This window comes from Candidatus Poriferisocius sp., assembly GCF_965208475.1.
In the GTDB taxonomy this organism is placed as follows: domain Bacteria; phylum Actinomycetota; class Acidimicrobiia; order Acidimicrobiales; family Bin134; genus Poriferisocius.
The window spans coordinates 741,800-763,257 of the sequence record NZ_OZ242338.1; the positions used below are offsets into that span (position 1 = coordinate 741,800).

Below are 21,458 nucleotides of genomic sequence, written 5' to 3' on the forward strand. Positions count from 1 at the left end.
CGCCGTCAAAGCCATCCGACCACCGTAGCGACACTCCGCACCGGCGGGCACCGTCCAACCCGAGATCAGGCCGCGGCACGGGGATGGCTCACGACACCACAAGCTCTTTGGGGGAGCGGGTTAGCCGCCGGGGACCGTCGTTGGACACCAAAACGGTGTCTTCCACTCGGGCGCCGCAGAAGCCGGGCAGGTAGACGCCGGGCTCCACAGTGATGACATGGCCGGCTTGCAATGCCTCGTCGGCGGCGGCCCGCACCCAGGGTTGCTCGTGGATCTCGAGCCCCACGCCGTGGCCGGTGCCGTGGATGAAGGCGTCGGCCCAACCGCTGGCGGCAATGCGGTCGCGACAGGCCTTGTCCACCTCGGCGATGGGTGCGCCGGGGGCTGCCCGGGCCACGCCGAGCTGCTGGGCGTCGCGGACCGTCTCGTACACCTGGCGGGCGCTGGCATCGGGCTCGCCCACCGCCAAGGTTCGGGTCATGTCGGAGCGATAGCCGTCCACCAACGCGCCGAAGTCCACGATCACCAACTCGCCCACCCCGATTGGGCGGTCGGTGGGCCGGATGTGGGGCAGTGCGGCGTTGGGGCCGGCGGCCACGATGGTGGCGAACGCGCTGCCGTCGGCCCCTAGGCGGCGAACGGCGGTGTCCAGGGCCAAAGCCGCGGCCTTCTCGGTGGGGCCGTCGGCCAGCAGGGGGCACACCTCAGCCAGTGCGGCGTCGGCGATGGACGCGGCCTTGGCGATGCGGTCGATCTCGCCGTCGTCTTTGATCTGGCGGCAGCGCTGTACCACTCCGGTGGTAGGGATCAACTCGGCCGTGCTGAACCACTCGGCATACTGGCGCTGGTCGGCCCAGCTCACCGAGTCCGCCTCCAGGCCGATGCGGCTCGCCCCGGCCGCCGCCGCGGCCAAGATCTCCCGGGGGGAATCGTTGGTGATCTCGATGCGGACGCTCGCCCCGGCCTGGCCGGCCTCGGTAGCAGACTGGCTGCCATAGCGCCGATCGGTGACCAGCACCAGTTCATCGGCCCCCATCCACACCAGCCCGGCCGAACCGGTGAACCCGGTGAGGTAGCGGACGTTGGCCAGGTTGGACACCAGCAGGGCATCGCACCCGGCATCGGCTGCCGCCTCGCGCACCCGCCCCGCCCGACCCGCCACATCCATGGGGACGAGGTCTGGGGCCCCGGTCATCTTGAGAGCAGCCGGGCCACCGCTTCAACGGCCAGCTCGTAGCCGTGGCCTCCGAAGCCCACGATGGTGCCGGTGGCCACCGGGCTGACCACCGAAGTGTGGCGCCAGGGCTCCCGGGCGTTGGGGTTGGAGAGATGCAGTTCCACCACCGGGCCCTCGAAGGCGGCCAGGGCGTCGTGGATGGCCCAGGAGTAGTGGGTGAACGCGCCGGGGTTGACGATGATGGCCGCGCACCGTCGTCGAGCCCGGTGGATGTGGCCGATGATCACGCCCTCGTCGTTGGACTGGTGATGCTCTACGGAGAGGCCGTGGCGCTCGGCAGTTGTTGCCGCGGTGGCCACATGGTCGTCGAGGGTGTCGGTGCCGTACACCTCGGGTTCCCGGTCGCCCAGCAGGTTGAGATTGGGCCCCGACAGCAAAAGGATCGTCGAGCTCATCGGATGGCCTCCAGGGCGTCGAGCATGAGGGCTTGATCGAGGCCGGTTACCGGTTCGATGCCGTCGGGGCCGTCCAACATGAAGGTGACCCCGCCGATGGCCTTCTTGTCCCGGCTGAACTGCCTCACGAGGCCTTCGGCGTCGGCGTCGGCCGGCAGTTTGGCGGACAGGTGGTAGCCGCCCACTACCCGGCGGTGCTCGTCCACCCGGCAAGCGTCGATGCGCCCGGCGCGGTGGGCCAACTCGGCGGCGTAGACCAGGCCGACGGCCACCGCCTCGCCGTGGCGGAGGCCGTAGCCCCCGTGGGTTTCGAGGGCGTGGGCCAGGGTATGGCCGTAGTTCAGCACCGCTCGGCGGCCGGACTCGCGCTCGTCGGCCGCCACCACCTCGGCCTTGATGGCCACGCAGCGGGCGATGCGCTCGGGCAGCGGCAGCGAGCCGAGGCCGGCGTCGGCGATGAAGTGGTATTTGGCCATCTCTCCCAAACCCGATCGCATCTCCTCGGGGGGCAGGGTGTCGAGCGCCTCGGTGTCGCACAGGACCGCGGCCGGCTGCCAGAAGGCCCCCACCAGGTTCTTGCCCTCGGGGAGGTTGACGCCGGTCTTGCCCCCCACCGAGGCGTCGATCTGGCCCAAAAGGGTGGTGGCCACGTACACCACTCGGATGCCCCGGTGGTAGACGGCGGCGGTGAACCCGGCCAGGTCGGTGACCGCGCCCCCGCCCACGGCCACCACCGCATCGCGGCGGGTGAGCCCCCATTGGGCGAGCTGGCGGCACAGCTCCTCCACTGCCCCCAGGGTTTTGATGTGCTCGCCGTCGTCGGTGATGAACACCCGGTGCTCGACGCCGGGGTCCACGGTGATTCCTGCATCGGCCACCGCCGCCTGGGTGACCACCGCCGCCCGACTCACGTCACGGGGGATGACATCGGCCAGCCGGTGGCGAACGCCCGGGCCGACCCACACCCCGTAAGAACGCTCCCCCAGCTCTACCGGCACCCGCAGCGCTTCCTCCAAAGACGGCGCAATCGCCATCGCAGCGCTTCCTCCCAGGCCCTCGCCGCGGATCATCGCAGCGAGGGCTGGTGGGGCCAGATGTGTTTGATCCGCTCGGCGACTTGGCTGGCTTCCAGGCTGTCCACGTCGATCACCCGATGGGCGGTCTCGGCGTAGAGCGCCGCCCGGGCATCGCTGATCTGAATCAGGTCGGCAACGGGGTTTTCGCCCAGAAGGGGGCGGCTGTTGCCGGTGCGAATCCGCCGGGTCAGCGTCTCTATGGAGGCCCGGAGCCAGCACACCCAAGCCCGCTGGCGCAGCAGAGCCCGATTGCCGGCCCGAAGCACCACCCCCCCGCCGCAGGAGACAATCAGCGGCTGCGCCGATGTCATGCACCCGTCGAGCTCCGACTGCTCCATATCGCGGAAGCGCTCTTCGCCGTCGGCCTTGAAGATCTCTGACACCGACCGGCCATGGCGCTCCTCGATGGCCGCATCCAAGTCCACGAACCGCAGTCCCTCCGACTGGGCCAGCCAGAAGCCCGCAGTCGATTTTCCCGACCCCATCATCCCGATCAGGGCCACGTGAGGTCGACTTGCCACAGGCAGATACTACCTGTCACCCGATGGCGGGAACCGCAAGGGTTATGACCGCGGCGGCGGTGGCCATCGGGGGGGCAAAGGGGAAGACGGTGGAACGGCGGTTGGCGGGGTCGGCCAGGGGGTCGGGCAGGACTTCGTTGCCCCACTTCCTCATGCCCCAAACGACGAGGCCCATGGTCACGCCGAAGAATGAGGCCAGCACAAAGGTGAGGAACACGGCCATGAGCGACTGGCCGTAGCCCGACCCCACCCAGCCCAGCACCAGGCCGACCGGCACGGACAGCTTCACGTCGCCCAGTCCGAGGTTGCCCCTCGAGAACACGAACAGCATCGACATCATGGCACCGTAGAGCCCGGCGGCGGCAACCGCTTGCCCGACCGAACCCGGTCGATCCCGCAACAGGGAGATGAGGGCCATGAGCGGCAGCAGCACTGCAACGGTGGGGAACACGATGCCGTCGGGAATGCGGTAGTGGTGCAGATCCACGGTGGTGACCCCGGCCAAGGCAACGAACAGCGCCCACACCGGGAGCACATCCCAGGTGGTGCCCATAATGCCGCCGGCCACCCCCAGGGAGACAGCGGTGAACGACGGGACCAGCACCCGCAGGGAACGGCTGTCGCGCACTCCGAAGCGCCACACCAGTCGCAGCAGGTAGCGCCCGGCCACGGTTCCAACGGCCAGCCCGGCCACGACCATGGCCGCCCGGCTCATGTCCCTGTCGGCCGTCCGCGAGGAGCCCGGCTCATGTCCCTGTCGGCCGTCCGCGAGGAGCCCGGCTCATGTCTCTGTCGGCCGTCCGCGAGGAGCCCGGCTCATCGGTTTTGCAGCGCGGCGGTGGCCGCCGCGGTCATGGCCTCGGTGGGGGGCTCTAACCCGGTCCAAATCCGAACGGCGTGGGCTGCTTGGTGGACCAGCATCCCCACCCCGGTGGATGCGGGCACGCCCCGGCGTTGGCATTCGGCCAGCAGCGGGGTGCGGAGCGGGTTGTACACCAGTTCGGCCACGTGTTGAGCCGGGTGGATGAGGTTGGGATCCAAGGGCAGGCTGCCGGCCCCCTCGGTTTCGGCCATCCCCACCGGGGTGGCGTTTACCACCAGCCGGTACCGTCCGACATCGGCAGGGCCGGCCACCGTTCCGGCGGCGCCGCCCAGCTCAGCGGCCGACGCCGCCCGATCCGGCCGGCGGGCGATCACTGCCACCTCTGCGGCTCCCCGGCGGGCCAGCTCGGCCACCACCGCCCGGGCCGCTCCGCCGGCGCCCAGAACGGCGCAGGCCACACCGGAGAGCTCCACCCCGTCGGCCCGCAGGGCGTCGCAGAATCCGGCGCCGTCGGTGTTGTGGCCGATGAGGCGGTCGCCGTCGCGGCCCACGCAGTTCACCACCCCCAATGCGGCGGCCGCGGGGCTGAGCTCGTCTACCGCGGCGGCGGCGTCGGCCTTGTGGGGCATGGTCACCGACAACCCGGCCATTGCCCGCTTCCGCATGTGGTCGAGCGCCCGCCCGGCCTCCCCAGGCGCCACCTCGAAGGCGGCGTAGACCCAATCCAGCCCCAGCTCGTCGAACGCGGCCTGACAGATGACCGGCGACAGGGAATGGCGCACGGGATAGCCGATCACGCCGGCGGCAACCTCGGTATCGAGAGAAACCCCGATGGGAGTCATCATCCCAGGTTCCTCTCCCGGCAGTTGCGGGCGATCAGCATCCCAGGTTCTTCTCCCGGCAGTTGCGGGCGATCAGCATCCCAGGTTCTTCTCCCGGCAGACAGCCACTGCGGCTTCGTGGTCTTCGATGGTCGCGCTGAAGGTGTGGGCGCCGACCACCGGATCATCGGTGCGAGCGTAGAACAGCCAGAAGCCGTTGGCCGGATTCAATGCCGCGATGAGGGAGTCCCTTCCGGGGGCGGCGATGGGGCCGGGGGGCAGGCCGGTGCGGTTGTACACGTTGTAGGGGTTCTCCACGGCCAGGTCAGCCCGGGTGAGCGGCTCGGACGGCTTGTTTACGGCGTAGCGCACCGCGGCGTCTATCTGGAGCGGCCAGCCGGCGGCCAGCCGGTTGTAGATGACCCTGGCGATCTTGGCCCGGTCTTCGTTCACCAGGGCCTCCTTCTCGATAAGCGAGGCCACGATGACCGCTTCGTGGGGGGTGATCCCCACAGTGTCGGGAGCGGTGGCCAAGCCGACCTCGGAGGCCACCGTGTCGAACTGGCCGATCAGGCGGACTATGAGCGCGGCCTCGTCTTCGGCGGTAGCCGAATCGAGATGGTAGGTGTCGGGAAACAGCATCCCCTCCAGCGTGCTGTTGGCCGGCTGGTGGCGTGAACGCACCGGCGGGAAGGCCAGGGCTCGGGCCAAGTCATCGGCGTCGAAGGTGGGGAGCTGCGAAAGCAGCTCGGCTTGGACCTGGGCCAGAGTGAGGCCCTCGGGCAGCACCACCCTGATGGCGTCGTCGGCCGGACCGGGGGCGGGACCGGCCAACAGCACGTCTTTGGCCCGCCATACCGACATGTTCTGGTTCAGCACGTAGTTGCCGGCCTGGAAGTCGCCGGCGTCCTTGTAGCGCAGGTAGTAGCGGAACACCGTGGAATTGGCCACCACCCCCTCCTCCTCGAAGATGCGGGCGATGTCGTTGATCGACGCTCCTTGGGGGATGTTGACCACCAGTTCTGAGCCCTCGTCGCCGGGCGGGTCGAGGCGGTCGTCAATCCAGCCCTTGACGAACAGCGCGGCGATCAACACCGCGACGCCCAGGGAGGCCAAGATTATGGCCATCCGGGTGAGGGTGGAGGTCCGGCGGGGCAACCAGTCCCATTCCTGGGGATCCTCGTCGGTCATGGCTGTGAATCCTGTCCGGTCAGATCCAGCCAACCCTGCAAGATGACCGACGCGGCCACCATGTCCACCCGCTGGCGCCGGGCCTTGGCGCTGAGGCCCGAGTGGGCCAGCGCCTGATCGGCGATGACGGTGGTCAGGCGCTCGTCGTGGGCCACCACCGGGACGTCTAGCGCCGCCTCGAGCTGCTCGGCCTCGCGCTCGGCGCCGCGGGCGGCCGGACCAGCACTGCCGTCGAGCGACAGGGGCAGGCCCACCACCACCACCTCGGCCCCGTATTCGGCGACCAGCTCGGCGATCTGGCGGTGGTCGAGCTGACGGCTGCCCGATCGCTCGATCACCGCCAGCGGAGTGGCCAGGCGGCCCTCGCCGTCGGAGACCGCCACTCCGATGCGGCGCTCACCGAGGTCGATGCCCAGCGCCCTGGCCGACATCAGCTCCCGATGCCAGCAGCAGCTCGCACCTGGCTCAGAGCCTCTTCCAAACGCGACGGATCCCGGCCGCCGGCGATGGCCAGCTTGGCGTCTCGGCCGCCGCCGCCTCCGATGGTGGCGGCCGCTTCGGCGATCAGCTCACCGGCATCCAGATCGCTATCGGGGGTGACGGCGGCAACCAGGGCCGCGCCGCCGCCCTCGGGCGCTGCGCCCAGCACCACCGCGGCCACGCTGGGCCGGTCTCGGGTGGCGATGGCCAGATCGCGCAGCTGCCCCCGGTCCACGCCCTCGACCAGCGCGACCACCACCCCGTCAACCGCCTGTTGGGCCAACACCGCCGATTGGTCGGCTGAGGCCGCCTGGTGCAGCGCGGCCAGCTCGGCCCGGAGGCTCTTGATCTCGGCCATGCGCTTGTCGGCCCCCGTCAGGAGCTGCTCGGCCGGCACCCCCAAAAGCTCGGCAGCCTGGGCCACTACCTGTTCCCGGGCGGTCAAAAGCTCCACCGGGCGGGTTCCGCTCACCGCTTCGATGCGGCGGATGTTGGCGCCGATGGAACCCTCGGAGACGATCTTCACCGGGCCGATGTCGCCCAGGGCCTTCACATGGGTTCCCCCGCACAGCTCGATGGAGTGCGGCCCGGCTTCCAGCACCCTCACCCTCTCGCCGTATTTGTCGCCGAAAAAAGCCACGGCCCCGGCTGCGGTGGCCTCGGCCATCGATGTCTCGTAATGGCGGGTGGGGGGGTTGTCCAGGATGTCGGCGTTGGCCCGCTGTTCGATCTCGGCTATCTGGGCGGCGGTGAGGGCCTCGAAATGGGTGAAGTCGAAGCGCAGCCGGTCGTCGGCCACCAGCGAGCCCTGCTGTTTGACGTGGTTGCCCAGGGTTTGCTTGAGCGCCCAGTGCAGGAGATGTGTGGCGGTGTGGTTGCGGCGGATGGCGGCCCGGCGATCGGCGTCGATGGCCGCGATCACCGACTGGCCGACGGTGAGCCGACCCTCGGCGGCGCCGGTGTGATGCAGGTGCAGCTCGGGCACCACGTAGGTGGTGTCGGTGATTCGGGCCGATCCGGTGGGCGAGGTGATGGTGCCGGTGTCGCCCACCTGGCCGCCGGACTCGGCGTAGAAGGGGGACCGGTCCAGGATGATCCCGTCATCGGTGACGGCCAGCACCACGGCCTCGGCGGTGTCGAATTCGCGGCCCATGAAATCGGTGGGACCATGCTCGGCGACCAGCTCGAGATAGGCCGAGACGTCGGCCGAGGTGGCGTGGCGGGCATCGAAGTCCTTTCGGGCCCGCGAGCGCTGGGTGTCCATGTGGCGGTCGAAGCCGGCCCGGTCAACGGCGACGTCCCGCTCGCGGGCGGTCTCCTCGGTCACCTCGAAGGGGAAGCCGTAGGTGTCGTGCAGCAAGAAGGCCACATCCCCGGCCAGCTCCTGCCCGTCGCCCAAGCGGTCGATGGCGTCGTCGAGGATCTGGGATCCCTGGGCCAGAGTGGAACGGAAGCCCTCTTCCTCCCGGGCGACCACCTCCCGGATGAAGCTGTGGTTGGCGGTGATGTCGGGGTAGTCGGGGCCCATGATGTCGACCACCTTGTCGACCAGCTCGGGGGTGACCACCTCGTTGACCCCGAGCAGATAGGCCCGGCGGATGGCCCGGCGCATGATGCGGCGCAGCACGTAGCCCCGGTCCTCGTTGGAGGGGAACACCCCGTCGGAGATGAGGAAGGTCATGGTGCGGGCGTGCTCGGCCAGGATCCGCAGGGTGAGATCGCTGTGGCTGGCCGCGCCCAGCTTCACCCTGGTCACCGCACTGGCCTCCCCCACCAGAGCAGCCATCTCGTCGATGTCGAACACCGACTCCACCCCCTGGATCAGGGTCAGGATGCGCTCCAGCCCGGCCCCGGTGTCGATGCTGGGCTTGGGCAGCGGGACCAGGCCGCCGGGCTGCTGGTCGAACTGCATGAACACCAGGTTCCAGAACTCCAGGAACCGCTCGTCGCCGCCGTGGGCCGGCCCTCCGTCGGCGCCGAACTCGGGACCCTTGTCGAAGAAGATCTCCGAGCACGGGCCACAGGGGCCGGTATCGGCCATGCGCCAGTAGTTGTCCTCGTCCATCCGCTGGATGCGGCCGGGATGCACTCCGGCCGCATCCCGCCAGATCTCGGCGGCCTCGTCGTCGCTGAGGTGGACGGTCACCCACAGCCGGTCGGGGTCGAAGCCCAGGCCCTCGGTTGCGAACTCCCAGGCCCAGCCGATGGCCTCGGCTTTGAAGTAGTCGCCGAAGCTGAAATTGCCCAGCATCTCGAAGAAGGTGAGATGGCGGCGGGTGCGTCCGATCTCGTCCAAATCGTTGTGCTTGCCCCCGGCCCGCACACACTTCTGGACAGTGACGGCCCGACGGTGGGGAGCGGCCTCCTCGCCCAAGAAGTAGGGCTTGAACGGCACCATCCCCGCTACGGTGAACAGCACGGTGGGATCGCGGGGGATCAAACTGGCCGACGGCAAAACAGCATGGTCCCGTTCGCCGAAGAAGGCGGTGAAAGCGCTGCGGATCTCCTGGGCTCGCTTGGGGGTCACGCTGGCGGCCTCATCGACCAGGGGGATCCTCGAGAGCCCGACGGGCAACCTCGGCCCGGTAGCGGCGGACCGCGGCCGTGCCCTCGGCCAGAGCAGCCCGAGCCTCCGATGCAGCCGCCTTGACTCGGGCGCTGGCGTTGGAGTTCGCCCTGACGGGCGCTGCCCTCTGAGTAGCCTGGCGCAGCTTGCGGCGCAGATAGGTTGCCCCCGCCGCGCCCGCGCCCGCACCCGCAGTGAACCAAACCAGTCGCTTGGCCATCAGCAGGCCTCGCCTTCGGGCTTCACGAGTCGCTTGGCCATCAGCCGGCCTCGCCTTCGGGCTTGTCATCTAGACGGCGCTTCATTTGCTGGTGGATCTCCTTCTCGGCACCGTGTTGGGAGGGAAGGTAATAACGCCGATCGCCAAAGCGTTCGGGGCGATATTCCTGGCTCACCCAACCCCGGGGATCATCATGAGGATACACGTAGCCTGCGCCGTGCCCTAGGCCGGACGCCCCCTGATAGTGGGCGTCGCGCAGGTGGGCGGGCACCTCGCCGCTGCCGTCGCCCGCGTCGGCCCGAGCTCTGCCCAGCGCGGCGGTGACCGTGTTCGACTTGGGGGCAGTGGCCAGATACACCGCGGCATGGGCCAGGTTGACCTGCGCCTCGGGCAATCCCACGAACTCCACCGCCCGGGCGGCGGCGTCGGCCACCACCAAGGCCTGGGAGTCGGCCATGCCGATGTCCTCGGAGGCCAGAATCACCATTCGGCGGGCGATGAACCGGGGATCCTCTCCCGCTTCCAGCATTCTGGACAGCCAATAGAGCCCGGCGTCGGTGTCGGACCCCCGCAAGCTCTTGATGAAGGCGCTGATCACGTCGTAGTGCTCGTCGCGGCCGTAGCGAACCGCGCTGGCCCCGAGGGCGCTCTCGGCATCGGCCAGGGTGATTAGGGGTGGGTCGCCGGGGCGGGCCGAGGCCAGGGCCACCGCCACCTCCAAGCTGGTCAGGGCCTGGCGGCCGTCGCCGGCGGCCTGTGTGGACAGATGGGCCAGGGCGTCGTCGTCGGCCACCGCGCCCTCAGCTCGCATCCCTCGGTGCAGCAGCTCCGCCAGCGCATCGGCTTCAAGGGGCTCGAGTCGGAACAGGGTGGAGCGAGACCGCAGCGGCGGGTTGACCTCGAAGTACGGGTTCTCGGTGGTCGCCCCGATCAGCGTGATAAGCCCCGACTCCACCGCGGGCAGAAGGGCGTCCTGCTGGGCGCGGTTGAACCGGTGGACCTCGTCGAGGAACAGGATCGTGCCCTGATCGTGCTGGCCCAAGCGGTCGCGGGCCGACGCGATCACCTCCCGCACATCTTTGACCGTGGCGGTCACCGCCGAGAGCTGAACGTAGGCCCTGGCCGTGGTGCCGGCCACCAATCGGGCGATGGTGGTCTTGCCGGTGCCCGGCGGCCCCCACAAGATGGCCGATGACAGCCGATCGGATTCGATGAGGCTGCGGAGCGGTTTGCCCGGGCCGAGCAGGTGCTCCTGGCCCACCAGATCATCGAGGGTGCCGGGGCGAAGCCGATCGGCCAGCGGGGCTGTCTGGGCCAGGCGCTCAGCAGCGGCCGCGGCGAACAGGTCGCCGCTCACTGGAAACCTGCTGGACAGCTCACCCGGTGCCCAGGCAGATTCAACCGGTCGCCGCTCATTGCCGCCCCAGGCGGATTCAACCGGTCGCCGCTCATTGCCGCCTGGCCCGTCTGCTGCTCACCCGGAGGCAGGGGGCGGCAGAACGCGCAAACCCAATTCGTCCAGGTGGCGGACGTTTATCGGCGTGGGCGAGTTGGACAGCGGATCGGCGCCTGACTGGGTCTTGGGAAAGGCGATCACCTCTCGGATGTTCTCCTCTCCGGCCAAGATGGCCACCAGCCGGTCGATGCCGAAGGCGAAGCCGGCGTGAGGGGGTGCTCCGTAGCGGAAGGCGTCCAGCAGGAACCCGAATCTCTCCTCGGCCTCATCGTCGCTGATGCCCAGGGCCCGGAACACCGCCCGCTGGATGTCGGACCGGTGGATCCGCACGCTGCCCGAGCCCAGCTCCCAGCCGTTGAGCACCAGATCGTAGGCCTGCGAGCGCACCGCCAAGAGCTCCTCGCCGGTGCCATCCAGCAGCCCCACGTCGTCGGGGTGGGGCATGGTGAACGGGTGGTGGGCGGCGATGGGCCGACCCTGGTCGTCTATTGACTCGAACAGCGGGAACTCGGTGACCCAGATGAAGTTGAGGCCGCCCTCGGTGATCGGCGGTCGGCCCAGCTCCAAGCGGAGCAGGCCGAGGATGTCGCGCACCTTCTGTCGGCGGTCGGCTATCAGCAGCAGCAGGTCGCCCGGCTCAGCGCCCATGGCCGGACCGAGCGCGGCCCGCTCGTCAGCCGACATGAACTTCGTCAAAGCGCCGTCGAGGGCGCCGTCGTCGCCCACCCGGAACCAGGCCAGCCCCTTGGCCCCCCATTGCCGGCACTTGCGGGTGAGCTCGTCGATGGCGTTGCGCCCCAGGCTCTCCCCGCCGCCCTTGCAGTTGATGCCCTTGACGCATTCCACCTGGAAGACCTTGGCCTCGGTGCCCTCAAACAGCCCGGTCAGCTCGACCAATTCCATTCCGAAGCGCACGTCGGGCTTGTCGGAGCCGTACCGCTCCATGGCTTCGGTCCAGGTCATGAAGGCCGGGGTGGCGGGGCGGGTCCCGGTCACTGCTTCCACCGCGGCGAACACCGCCTCGGTGATGAAGGCCGTCACGTCGTGTTGGTCTGAGAAGCTGGCCTCGGCGTCGAGCTGCATGAACTCGAATTGCCGGTCGGCCCGGAGGTCTTCGTCGCGCAGACAGCGGGCGATCTGGTAGTAGCGGTCGATGCCTCCGACCATGCAGAGCTGCTTGAATATCTGGGGCGACTGGGGCAGGGCGTAGAACCGGCCCGGGTGCAGCCGGGACGGCACCACGAAGTCGCGGGCCCCCTCGGGGGTGGAGGCCACCAGCATCGGGGTCTCGATCTCGGTGAAGCGCTGAGCCTCCATGGTGCGGCGGATGGCGCTGTTGACCCTCGCCCGCAGCGACAGGTTGCGCTGGAGCCGCTCCCCTCGCAGGTCGACGTATCGATGGCGCAAGCGCACGTTCTCGTCCACCTCGGTACGGGAGTGAAGCGGAAACGGGGGAGGCTCGGCCTCTGACAGCACCTCCACCTTGCAGTCGCCGATCTCCACCTCGCCGGTGGCCAGCTTGGGGTTGGCAGTGCCCTCAGGCCGTGGCCGCACAGTGCCGCTGATGCGCACCACGTACTCCGAGCGGAGGTCGTGGCGCTCGTCGACCACGCACTGGATCACCCCCGTGCGATCCCGCAGGTCGATGAACGCCAGGTTCTCGCCGTGCTCTCGGCGGCGGTCCACCCAACCGCACACCGACGCCTCTCGTCCGATGTCGCCGGCGCGCAGCTCGCCGCAGTAGTCAGTTCGCATGGCGCGGTTCGCCTCCTCGGCCCCCACAGCAAAGTCGGTTCTCCCTCATCGTGGTTCTCTCATCCCTTCGAGCACTCGGCGCAAGACGGCCACAGCGCCCGATGCTACCGCCGCCGCGTGATTGCTCCCCATCCCCCCGACGTCGGCGGACCCAAAGGTGGTGCCGGTCGTGCGAACTGGCCTCTCTATCGGTCAAAATGTTCGCGTATGCCTGTGGCCGCGCTCTCCAGACCTCGCGCCTTGCTCATCGCAATGCTGGCCCTGGCGCTGTGCTTCGCAGGGGCGCCGGTCGGCGCGTCGGCCCAGGATCAGCAGCCCATTCTGCAACGCATCGTCGAGCGAGACGGGCTCATCTCGGCCCAAGAGTCGCTGTTGAACGCCTATCGGTGCCGATTCAACATCGACACCATCGTGGTGCCCGGCGGCTGCGCCAACGGGGCGCCTGCCTCCTCCGCTGAGCCGCAGATTCCGTTCGCGGGCACACCCACGTGGACGGAGGTTGCCCAACGAGATCGGCTCATCTTGGCGCAAGAATCGCTCTTGAACGTGTACCGGTGCCAGTTCGGCATCGACACCAGCGTGGTTCCCGGCGGATGTGCCGACGGGCGGCCCTCGTCTTTGCCCACCGACCCGGCGACCTGCGACTTCGCCGATCACGCCGCCAACGCTGTGGAGTCGGTGTGGCAAGTGCATACCGGTCAATCCCTGGGCACGGCGTTCCATTTGGGGACCGCCGCCGACCGCTCTTGGTGGCTCACCGCCGAGCATGTGGTGCGAGGGTCGCAGACTGTCGAGCTCAACCACTCGGGGGCGAGCTATTCGGCACGGGTGGTGACGGCCGACCGTGCCGGTGACATCGCCGTGCTGTCCACCCCGATGGGCCCGGAGGCGGCACTGGAGTTCGGCGGGCTGTCCGGCGCGGCCCCCGGATCGGCCATCTACTCGGTCGGCTACCCGCTGTATGAGGCATCCACGCCCGCGGTGTCGAGAGGAGTGGTGTCGCGAGTGTTCGACGACCCAGAGCTGGGCAGAGTCCTTCAAACCGACGCTTCAGCGAACCCGGGAAACAGCGGCGGACCCATGCTCAACGCCTGCGGGAAGGTGGCCGGCATGGTGGTCAGCAAGCCCGCCGCCCCGGGGGCCGAGGGGGTCAACTACTCGGTAACCGAGCATGCACTTGCGACCGCGCTTGCCCAGGCTCAAGCCGACCCCGACCAAGAACCAGCGCCGCCGCCCGACCCCAAGCCGGAGTTGGGCGATGGCGCCCCCGATCGGGGGGAATGGCAACAGGGCCAATACGAGAACGGAACCGAATATCTGTGGTATGTCGCCCACAAGGACGATGACAGCGGGGGCGCGGTCATCCACGAGTTTCCCTGCGGTGGAGACTATTGGAGCATCGCGTTCTGGACCCCGACATGGTCGTCGGGAAACCTCTTGAGGCAGGGCTACATCCGAATTTGGAACGAGGCCCACCCCAGCCAGGCCTCGTTCGTCCGGGCCGACATCGTGCAGCACTTCGCCAACGGGTCCTCCCGATTCGTGGTCCACCAGCAGTTCACCGAGATCATCTCGGACAGTCCCACTGCTCCCTCCCGCCTCTACGTCGAACTGCTCGACGCATGGCGGCAGCGGGGGGCGTTGCTGTCGCTTGACAGGTCGGCAGAATCCGACCGAGAGCTTCAAGAAGCCCAAGACCGGACCCGCCGCCAAGTCTCCTGCTGAAACTCATGACAGCGGGGCGGAGAGCCGATCACCGGTCGGCAAGCAGCGCGGCCACCTCCCGCACAACATCGTCCCGCGCCAAGGCGGTTTGGCCCCCGCCCGAGCGCAGGTGGCGGGCGGTCACGATCCCGGTGGCCAACTCCTCCTCCCCCACCAAGAGGGCCAGCTGGGCGCCCGAGCGGTCGGCCACCTTCATCTGGGCCTTCATGGAGCGGGCGTCGAAGGCCCGGTCGGCCGAGATTCCGTTGCGGCGCAGCTCAAAAGTGAGATCTCGCCCGGCGTCGCCCCCGGTCACGTCCACCACGAACACGGCTACCGAGCCCGATGCGCCACCGAGGGCGCCCTCGGCGTCGGCGGCCAGCAGAATGCGCTCGATTCCCGCGCCGAACCCCACCCCGGGAGCAGGTTTGCCCCCCAAAGACTCGGCCAGCCCGTCGTAGCGCCCCCCGCCGCCCACCGCGTTCTGGGCCGAGGCCAGGGCACCGGCGGCGAACTCCCAGGTGGAGTGGGTGTAGTAGTCCAAGCCCCGCACCAGCCGGGGGGCGATCTCGCAGGCAATCCCGAGGGCGGCCAAGCCAGCTTGCACCCGGGCGAAGTGGGCGGCGGCGTCATCGGACAGGTGGTCGGTGATGAGGGGGGCGTCGGCCACCACCGCCACCGTGCGCTCTCGCTTGGAGTCGAGCACCCGCAGCGGGTAGGCGTCGGCGTTGGCCCGGTCGGCCTCATCCAAGTCGCCCAGCCGCCGGCCCAGCCACCCGCCCAACCGCTCGGCGTAGGCCTGCCGATCGCCGGGGCCGCCCATGGAATTGAGTCGCAGCGACAGGCGGCTCAGGCCCAGAGCCCGGTAGAAATCATGCTGGAGGGCGATGACCTCCACATCGAGGTCCGGGTCGGCCGAGCCGATGGCCTCCACACCGACCTGGTGATGCTGGCGGAATCGCCCGGCTTGGGGCTCCTCGTAGCGGAAGCAAGGGGTGAGGTACCACACTTTCCAGGGCACTGTCGGCCGGTGCTGGTTGTAGGCCCGAACCACCGATGCGGTGCCCTCGGGGCGCAGGGCCAAGTGGCGATCGCCCTTGTCGAAGAAGTCGTACATCTCCTTGCGCACCACCTCGGTGCCCTCGCCCAAGCGCTGGAACACCCCGATGTCCTCGAACATTGGGCTCTGCACCAGCCCATAGCCGGCCCGGCCCACCACCTCGGCGAACACCGCGACCAGACGCTGCCAGCGGTGCGACTCCGGGGGCACGATGTCGCGGGTGCCCTTGGGCGCTTGGAACATCAGATATGCTAGCTCGAAGCGGTGGGGAGGACTCGGTAGGCGTTGTACACCGACTCTATGCCCCGGATGGTGCGCAGCAGGGCGCTCAGGTGGGTGGCGTCGCTCAACTCGAAATCGAACCGCATCACGGAGATCTGGTCGGGCCCGGTGCGGGTCTCGCAGGCCAGGATGTTCACCGATCCGGTGGACAGGGCGTTGGCCACATCTCGCAGCAGGCGGGTGCGGTCGAACGCCTTGACCTCGATGGTCACGCAGTAGGCGCCGCTGCGCTCGGCGCTCCAGTCCACGTCGATGAGGCGATTGCCCTGCTCGAACGACAGCGACACGGCGTTGGCGCACTCCGCCCGGTGGACCGAGACCCCCCGGCCCCGGGTGACGAAGCCGATGATCTCGTCGGGGGGAACCGGCTTGCAGCAGCGGGCCAGGTTGACCAGCACATCGTCGAGGCCCTCCACCTCCACCGGCTGATCGGTGCGGCGGGGCAGCGCCGCGGGCGGCGGGGCGACCACCACATCGCCATCCATCTCCTCGTCGGCGGCCGGCGCACCCCGCAGTCCGGCCACTCGCTCGGCAACTGCCTTGGCCGACACATGGCGCTCCCCCACGGCGGCCAACAGGGTGTCGAGGTCGCGGTAGTTCATGTCCTGGGCTGCCTGCACCAGCTCGTCTCCCGACATGATCTTGGCCACCGGGAGGCGCTCTCGGCGCAACGCGGCGGCCACTGCGTCGCGGCCGGCCTTGATGGCGTCATCCCGCCGGGCCTGGGCGAACCACTGGCGGATCTTGTTGCGGGCCCGATGGGAGGCCACCAGGCCCAGCCAATCGCGCGACGGCCCCTTGTCGGCCACCTTGGAGGTGAAGATCTCCACCATGTCGCCGGGCCGCAGCTCGCGGTCCAGCGGGACGAGCTGGCCGTTGACCCGGGCGCCGATGCAGGCGTGGCCCACCTCGGTGTGGATGGCGTAGGCGAAGTCGATGGGGATCGCTCCCATGGGCAGCGAGACCACACCGCCCTTGGGGGTGAACACCTGCACCTCGTCGTGGTCGAGGTCGGTTTTGAGGTTGCTCAAGAACTCCGCGGCGTCGGAAGTCTCCTGCTGCCAGTCGATGATGCGGCTCAGCCAGGCCAGGTCGTCGATGGCCGCGCCCTCCTTGTAGCCGTGATGGGCGGCCACCCCCTGCTCGGCTCGGGCATGCATCTCATTGGTGCGAAGCTGGACCTCCAGCGATTTGCCCCCGGGCCCGACCACTGTGGTGTGCAGCGACTGGTAGAGGTTGAACTTGGGCATGGCGATGTAGTCCTTGAATCTCCCCTGCACCGGCTTCCATGTGGCGTGGATGGAGCCCAGCGCGGCGTAGCAGTCCCTCACCGAGTCGACGACCACCCGGATGCCCACCAAATCGAAGATCTCGTCGAAGCTGCGCTCCTTGACCATCATCTTCTCGTAGATGCTCCAGAGGTGCTTGGGGCGGCCGGTGACCTGAGCCTGGATGCCCAGCTCGGCCAACCGGGCGTCCACGCTGGACAGCACCTGGGTAAGATACAGGTCGCGCTCGGGCGCCCGAGTGGCCACCATGCGGTCTATCTCGGCGTAGCGCTTGGGGTGGAGGGCGGCGAAGGCCAGGTCTTCGAGCTGGAGCTTCATGTCCTGCATCCCCAGGCGGTTGGCCAAAGGGGCGTAGATGTCCATGGTCTCGCGGGCCACCCGGTGCTGCTTCTCCAAGGACAACGCGGCCAGCGTCCGCATGTTGTGCAGCCGGTCGGACAGCTTCACCACCAATACCCGCAAGTCCTTGGCGATGGCTACCAGCATCTTGCGCATGGAGGCGGCCTGCTCCTCTTCTTGGGTGTTGAACTTGAGCCGGTCGAGGCGGGTGACGCTGTCGACGATCGAGGCCACCTCGCCGCCGAAGTGCTGCTCGACTTCGGCCAGGTCCATGGCAGTGTCCTCGATGGCGTCGTGCAAGAGCGCGGCGATGACCGACACGTCGTCCAGCCCCAGCTCCACCACGATGTGGGCCACGGCCAGGGGGTGGGACACGTAGGGCTCGCCGGATTTGCGAACCTGTCCGGCGTGGGCCTGCTCGGCCAGGCGATAGGCCGTCTCGACGCGCTCGGAGGTGTCGTTGGGGTGGCGCTGGAGGTAGGCGTCGAGCAGCGGGGTCACATCCTGGCCGGGCTGCTCCGCCCAGGGCCGCGTCCGCTCGGCCAGCGTCACCCGCCACCCCCGTTGTGGAACAGCGTTCGCTCAGTTGGGGTCATCTGAGCCCCCGTAGCTGAACAGCGAAATCACCGGACAGCCGTTGTCGAGCCTGGCCCGACCGCCGAGAAAGCCCAGCTCGACCAGAAACCCCGCTCCGGCGACGGCGGCCCCACTGGATCTGGCCAGTTCAACTGCGCCGGCCGCGGTGCCCCCGGTGGCCAGCACATCGTCCACGATCAGCACCCGTTGGCCGGGAACCAGGGCATCGGTGTGGGCTTCCAGAGAGGCGGTGGCGTACTCGAGCTGATAGGTGACCGATCGGGTTTGGCGGGGAAGCTTGCCCGGCTTGCGGAAGGGCACGAATCCCAGGCCCATCCGATAGGCCACTGCGGCGCCCAGTATGAACCCCCGGGCCTCGATTCCCACCACGCGGTCGGCCGGTGTTGCCGAAAGGCGGTCGGCCAGCGTGTCGGCAGCCCACCGGAGGGCTTCGCCGTCGTCGAGCAGCGGGGTGATGTCTTTGAACATGATCCCCTCGGCGGGGAAGTCGGGAACATCCCTGATAAGGCTCTCAGGCCAGCCGGAATCCACTGTCCCAATCCTATCTGCTCTCGGAAAGGGGATTACATACCTATTTACCCAAGGGGCAACTGTCACACCTCTTGGGTAAATAGGTATGTAATCCCCAATCGAATACCTTGCCTCACAAGGAAGTAGGAGTAAACGGCATCGTCGAACAGGAACAGAGGTTTTGGCCCTTGGCCGTGACTGCTCTCTCTGGCAGCCACTTGGATCAAGGCTTGGCCATCCCAGCCCATCTCTGAGGTTTGGTGTGCAAATCGTCCACGAGATCGTCGACAGCCTGGAACAGCCACGGCAGTTCCTCGGCGCGGGTCTCATCGTTGAGGCCGTCGAGGTCGTGGAGAGCGGTGTTCCCCCGCTTGCGGATTGCTGTCAACCCGTCCCTCAACGTGGCAGATAGGGGAAGGTCCGCGACAGCCATGTCGATCAGTTCGACAAGAGACTTGTTCCCTCCTTTGGGGGGCCTGATTGAGTGCTCGGGAGCAACGAGGAAGCGCTTCAGCAGCGCTTCCAAAAGAACACGCACCAAAGCACAAGCAGCCCTGGGGGATATCAGGGCCACAGCAGCGGCTTCCTCGTAGAGCTTGACCTCTTCTGGCTCCAACCCGTGCTCAGGGGGAACGCGAATTCCCTTATGGGGGAATACCAACAGCGCCACCTTCTTGCGAGACGGGACCCATGACGATACCTGCTGACCGTCATGGAACTGCGGCGGTCCTTCGATAGGCGGTCCTTCCTCGTAGCTAGCAATCCATAGGGCGAGTGCCTGGCAGCTTTGAGATAGGCACTTTGAGACGAAGAGGTGACCTTGACTTCCCTGCATTGGGGATTCGACCCATTTGCCGTCGCTGGGGTGCTCGAAACCCCCCGTGACTCCTGCGAACCAGCTGTGGTCGGTGACCACACCACAAGAGGGGCAAATGCCCGGGTTGCCCCACTGAAGCTGCCCATTGGCCATCGTCACCCTTTCGGCGGATACGGGTCGTTGCCGTATCTGTTCCGCTCGCCGATTGTGCCGTCTTTCTTGTGGATGAAGTGTTCGGTGCCCTCCCGCCTGGCGGTGTTGCGCCCTGCCTGTTGGGCTTCCTTCTTCGTGGGGAATCTTCTACTGACCTGTTATGACCCTTCGCGCCGGTTGGCCCACCCGTCGCCGTGCGGGACTGTATGTACTGGGGGTTTCTTGCTCATCGCTGGGCTTCCTTTCTTGCCTGCCGGTGATCTGAGGGCAGGCGGCTAGCTGGCAAACATCATAATTCTAGGGGACGGGTGCGACGGCTAGAAGGCTGGGCAAGCATCGAGGGGCCGTGCTGCCGAGAGGGCTAAGGTCACGAACGTGGCACAGCCTCCCGCCGTCTCGTCCGATGATCTAAGCGGGAGAGAAACCGCATTCGGCGACACCGTGATCATTTCGGTCGGGTATGAGGGTCGCAGCGTGGAGGAGCTGGTCTCGCTTCTGACGGACAATGGGGTCAACGTTTTGGTCGATGTCCGCTTGAATGCCGTCTCCCGCAAGAGAGGGCTGTCCAAGACCGCCTTGGGCAACGCTTTGAACGACGCGGGCATCGAGTACCGGCACGAGAGGGCGCTGGGGAACCCGAAGGACAACAGGGAGCCTTTCCGCAACGGCGAAGAACGGGCGAAGAATCGCTACCGGGCCGTGTTGGGCAATGGCTCGCGGCCCGCTTATGACGCGGCTATCCGCCTCTCCCTGGAGACGCGGATAGCGCTGCTCTGTTTCGAGCGTTCCCACGAGTCGTGCCACAGGTCTTGCATCACCGAGATGGTCGAGAAGCACCACGGCATTTCTTGCCTGGCTGTCTGAGGCGCGGCGATACGACCCTGGATGTCGGATGGACTCCATCTGCCAGGTCAAGACCGCGCCGACCCTGAGGGCGAGCACGCTCGGCGTGGTTATCTGTTCGCGTAGCGCCCAGCATGGCGTTGCCTAGGAACTCGACATGAAGCGGTGGGGATTGATATGCGAGCCAAGCCCCTCGCTGGCTAACTGCTGCCGCCTGGGAGTGGGAACTGTCACTGGCAGTGGGACCATGGGGTGAACAGATCGGACGGCCGCCGACGAGGGGCGGTCCTTACGCAGAAGGGCGGACCCGATATGACGCAGACCACCATCAAGATCGAAGCCGCCGACCGGCGGGCCGCCATCAACGAATGGCGGGCAGCAGCAGACGGGAACCGGGCCGCTGCGAACCTCTGCGAAGCAGCAGGCGACCACGCCCGAACTGCCGAGCATCGGGCGGCGGCTACCAAGTGCCTGGCCCGGAGCACTGCATTCGACAGGCAGTAACCATGGCCGCGGTACTTGTCGCACTGACCGCACAAGGGCCGATCATCAGCCTCTCGGCCAGCTTCTTGGTCGCGACCGCCGTATTCCTCAGGCTGCTCTATCAGGACCGCGAGCGCTGATGGGCAAAGATGCCGGATTAGCGACCGCAAACGCGGTAGCCGCCAAGCGGAACACCTTGATGGACGGCGCGCAGGACGCGATATCCCGGATCGATCAGGCACTGGCCGACAACGACAAGGACGAAGGGCAGACCGCTGCCGCTTGCGCCAGGCTCGACGCTGTGATGAAACGGGTGCCTGACGCTCTCCTTTACCACCGCCAGGAGGCGCTGAAGGCGCTGGATCGCGAGATGAGGCGTGCGCTGAGGGCTGATCATGAGTCGAAGTCCGCTCTCGGCTACCACCGCCCCGAGATGCGGAACGACTCCGCGGACTCCTGCCCGCCGTGGTACTCCTCCGACCCGGGCCCACCCGACGGGTGGATATTGATCCCGCCTATCCGCCCCGTCGCCGAGTCCGACGTGTTTGCCGACCATGCGGACGGAAGCCGCAGAGTCAATTACAGCAGGTTCACGAGCGGAGGGGCGCGTAGCGCTGTGCGAGAGTCCGAGTGAGTGCCTTCCCAGGCGCGGAGACGAGCGGGCTGAGGGCCAGCCTCTCGCCGCGTCCTAGGCGACGCGGGGCGGGGGCGGTGTTTCCCTGGCGCAGTCGTCGAGTGGGTCGTGGTGCGTGTTGGTGGGGTTGTCGGACCGCCGTCGGCGGGGGTGTCACCGCCGCCGACGAGAGGTGGGCCGAGTCGTGGGCGCTGGCCGAGTGCATA

Annotated in this window: 20 protein-coding genes and 1 pseudogene; 4 read left to right on the forward strand and 17 right to left on the reverse strand. The window is 68.0% G+C overall.

Annotated elements, in window-relative coordinates:
* Positions 1-88 precede the first annotated feature (88 nt).
* The 12 genes from ACOGXA_RS03450 to aspS all read right to left on the reverse strand — a co-directional run bounded on the left by ACOGXA_RS03450 (position 89) and on the right by aspS (position 12,541).
* Positions 89-1,195, reverse strand: coding sequence for a M24 family metallopeptidase (locus ACOGXA_RS03450; RefSeq protein WP_419925887.1), 1,107 nt, complete (start codon positions 1,193-1,195; stop codon positions 89-91).
* Positions 1,192-1,632, reverse strand: coding sequence for a type II 3-dehydroquinate dehydratase (locus ACOGXA_RS03455; RefSeq protein WP_419925888.1), 441 nt, complete (start codon positions 1,630-1,632; stop codon positions 1,192-1,194). The genes ACOGXA_RS03450 and ACOGXA_RS03455 overlap by 4 nt, the downstream gene beginning before the upstream one ends.
* The gene (locus tag ACOGXA_RS03460) at positions 1,629-2,666 is read right to left on the reverse strand and encodes a 3-dehydroquinate synthase family protein (protein WP_419925889.1); all 1,038 of its coding nucleotides are present in this window, start codon (positions 2,664-2,666) and stop codon (positions 1,629-1,631) included. The genes ACOGXA_RS03455 and ACOGXA_RS03460 overlap by 4 nt, the downstream gene beginning before the upstream one ends.
* A 32-nt stretch (positions 2,667-2,698) precedes the next feature.
* The gene (locus tag ACOGXA_RS03465) at positions 2,699-3,229 is read right to left on the reverse strand and encodes a shikimate kinase (protein ID WP_419925890.1); all 531 of its coding nucleotides are present in this window, start codon (positions 3,227-3,229) and stop codon (positions 2,699-2,701) included.
* Between the two features lie 16 nt (positions 3,230-3,245).
* Positions 3,246-3,944, reverse strand: coding sequence for a prepilin peptidase (locus ACOGXA_RS03470; RefSeq protein WP_419925891.1), 699 nt, complete (start codon positions 3,942-3,944; stop codon positions 3,246-3,248).
* A gap of 101 nt (positions 3,945-4,045) precedes the next feature.
* Positions 4,046-4,894 (reverse strand): shikimate dehydrogenase, encoded by an 849-nt coding sequence (gene aroE, locus ACOGXA_RS03475; RefSeq protein WP_419925892.1) that lies wholly within the window; start codon positions 4,892-4,894, stop codon positions 4,046-4,048.
* Positions 4,895-4,966: 72 nt separating this feature from the next.
* The gene (gene mltG / locus ACOGXA_RS03480) at positions 4,967-6,064 is read right to left on the reverse strand and encodes an endolytic transglycosylase MltG (protein ID WP_419925893.1); all 1,098 of its coding nucleotides are present in this window, start codon (positions 6,062-6,064) and stop codon (positions 4,967-4,969) included.
* The gene (gene ruvX, locus ACOGXA_RS03485) at positions 6,061-6,495 is read right to left on the reverse strand and encodes a Holliday junction resolvase RuvX (protein ID WP_419925894.1); all 435 of its coding nucleotides are present in this window, start codon (positions 6,493-6,495) and stop codon (positions 6,061-6,063) included. Before ruvX ends, mltG begins: the two co-directional genes overlap by 4 nt.
* Complete coding sequence (gene alaS / locus ACOGXA_RS03490; RefSeq protein ID WP_419925895.1) at positions 6,495-9,071, reverse strand: alanine--tRNA ligase; 2,577 nt, start codon at positions 9,069-9,071, stop codon at positions 6,495-6,497. The genes ruvX and alaS overlap by 1 nt, the downstream gene beginning before the upstream one ends.
* Positions 9,072-9,081: 10 nt before the next feature.
* Complete coding sequence (locus tag ACOGXA_RS03495; protein ID WP_419925896.1) at positions 9,082-9,330, reverse strand: hypothetical protein; 249 nt, start codon at positions 9,328-9,330, stop codon at positions 9,082-9,084.
* Between the two features lie 40 nt (positions 9,331-9,370).
* On the reverse strand, positions 9,371-10,687 hold the full coding sequence (locus tag ACOGXA_RS03500) for a replication-associated recombination protein A (RefSeq protein WP_419925897.1): 1,317 nt from the start codon (positions 10,685-10,687) through the stop codon (positions 9,371-9,373).
* Positions 10,688-10,804: 117 nt separating this feature from the next.
* Positions 10,805-12,541: an aspartate--tRNA ligase gene (aspS, locus tag ACOGXA_RS03505; RefSeq protein WP_419925898.1), complete on the reverse strand. Its 1,737-nt coding sequence runs from the start codon at positions 12,539-12,541 to the stop codon at positions 10,805-10,807.
* 207 nt (positions 12,542-12,748) lie between these two features.
* Here aspS and ACOGXA_RS03510 point away from each other — a divergent pair, with 207 nt between their 5' ends.
* The gene (locus tag ACOGXA_RS03510; protein WP_419925899.1) at positions 12,749-14,266 is read left to right on the forward strand and encodes a S1C family serine protease; all 1,518 of its coding nucleotides are present in this window, start codon (positions 12,749-12,751) and stop codon (positions 14,264-14,266) included.
* A 28-nt stretch (positions 14,267-14,294) separates the two neighbouring features.
* Here ACOGXA_RS03510 and hisS read toward each other — a convergent pair whose 3' ends face one another.
* The 5 genes and pseudogenes from hisS to ACOGXA_RS03535 all read right to left on the reverse strand — a co-directional run.
* On the reverse strand, positions 14,295-15,548 hold the full coding sequence (hisS, locus tag ACOGXA_RS03515; RefSeq protein ID WP_419925900.1) for a histidine--tRNA ligase: 1,254 nt from the start codon (positions 15,546-15,548) through the stop codon (positions 14,295-14,297).
* An 8-nt stretch (positions 15,549-15,556) separates the two neighbouring features.
* Positions 15,557-17,767: a RelA/SpoT family protein gene (locus ACOGXA_RS03520; protein ID WP_419925901.1), complete on the reverse strand. Its 2,211-nt coding sequence runs from the start codon at positions 17,765-17,767 to the stop codon at positions 15,557-15,559.
* A gap of 30 nt (positions 17,768-17,797) precedes the next feature.
* Positions 17,798-18,343, reverse strand: a complete 546-nt coding sequence (locus ACOGXA_RS03525) for an adenine phosphoribosyltransferase (protein ID WP_419925902.1) — start codon at positions 18,341-18,343, stop codon at positions 17,798-17,800.
* Between the two features lie 202 nt (positions 18,344-18,545).
* Positions 18,546-19,238, reverse strand: coding sequence for a DUF4145 domain-containing protein (locus ACOGXA_RS03530; RefSeq protein WP_419925903.1), 693 nt, complete (start codon positions 19,236-19,238; stop codon positions 18,546-18,548).
* 56 nt (positions 19,239-19,294) lie between these two features.
* A pseudogene (locus ACOGXA_RS03535) lies at positions 19,295-19,432 on the reverse strand (DUF2188 domain-containing protein); the annotation flags it as partial.
* Positions 19,433-19,667: 235 nt separating this feature from the next.
* Here ACOGXA_RS03535 and ACOGXA_RS03540 point away from each other — a divergent pair.
* The 3 genes from ACOGXA_RS03540 to ACOGXA_RS03550 all read left to right on the forward strand — a co-directional run bounded on the left by ACOGXA_RS03540 (position 19,668) and on the right by ACOGXA_RS03550 (position 21,252).
* Complete coding sequence (locus tag ACOGXA_RS03540) at positions 19,668-20,156, forward strand: DUF488 family protein (protein ID WP_419925904.1); 489 nt, start codon at positions 19,668-19,670, stop codon at positions 20,154-20,156.
* Between the two features lie 291 nt (positions 20,157-20,447).
* The gene (locus tag ACOGXA_RS03545) at positions 20,448-20,639 is read left to right on the forward strand and encodes a hypothetical protein (protein WP_419925905.1); all 192 of its coding nucleotides are present in this window, start codon (positions 20,448-20,450) and stop codon (positions 20,637-20,639) included.
* Between the two features lie 178 nt (positions 20,640-20,817).
* Positions 20,818-21,252: a hypothetical protein gene (locus ACOGXA_RS03550; protein WP_419925906.1), complete on the forward strand. Its 435-nt coding sequence runs from the start codon at positions 20,818-20,820 to the stop codon at positions 21,250-21,252.
* The last annotated feature ends 206 nt before the right edge of the window (positions 21,253-21,458 follow it).